This window comes from Mesorhizobium sp. M7D.F.Ca.US.004.03.1.1, assembly GCF_003998635.1.
Lineage (GTDB): Bacteria > Pseudomonadota > Alphaproteobacteria > Rhizobiales > Rhizobiaceae > Mesorhizobium > Mesorhizobium loti.
This window is the reverse complement of the sequence record NZ_RZQG01001569.1, coordinates 1-737: the sequence shown is the minus strand read 5'-3', so window position 1 is coordinate 737 and position 737 is coordinate 1. Positions and strand designations below refer to the sequence as shown.

Genomic DNA, 737 nt, shown 5'->3' with positions numbered 1-737 from the left:
CAGCTATCAGGGTGAGGTCCATACTTCATGAATTTTGACAGTTCGCCATAAGGAACTTTCGATTTTGTGAATATTTGGGCGGTGCTAGCGTTTCCCGGTATGCACAAACACGCCGGCGCAATGATCCACATAGAAGGGTTCTGGCGCCCGCAGATGGGAACAATCATGAACATCCTCTCAAGAGTTGCCGCCCCACTCCTCGTCGCCTCCACGCTGGCCGGCCCCGCCCTAGCCGGCGGCGAGACGCTTATCGTCGGAATCCCCGGCGACATCCGCAACACTGATCCAGCGCTGGTCAGCGATACCAATTCCTACTACGTGACCAGCAACGTCATGCAGGGTTTGGTTGGCCTTAAACAGGGCTCGCTCACCGAGATCAAACCGCTCCTTGCATCCGCGCTTCCGGAAATTTCTCCCGACGGTCTGACCTACACCTTCAAGATCCGCGAGGGGGTCAAGTTTCATGACGGTACCCCTGTCGACGCTCAGGCGGTAAAGTACAATTATGAGCGCTGGATCAACTTTCCGAAGAGCCTCCAAGGCAACAGCTACTGGTCGAACATCGTGCTTGGCCACGGTTCCAAGTCGGCAATTGCCGCCGTCGAGGCGCCCGACTCCTCGACTTTCATAGTCAGGTTGAAGAAGCCGAATTCAAGCTTTCTGACAACGCAGACCCTGCCGTCCTTCGCAATTGCCAGCCCGACTGCATTGAAGCAGGGCAAGGGTGACAACAGCGT

At 56.2% G+C, this 737-nt stretch carries 1 protein-coding gene; it reads left to right on the top strand.

The window, feature by feature from the left end:
* Positions 1-165: 165 nt before the first annotated feature.
* Positions 166-737, top strand: a 572-nt coding sequence (locus tag EN935_RS42625) for an ABC transporter substrate-binding protein (RefSeq protein WP_281040418.1), incomplete at its 3' end; no start/stop codon positions are given.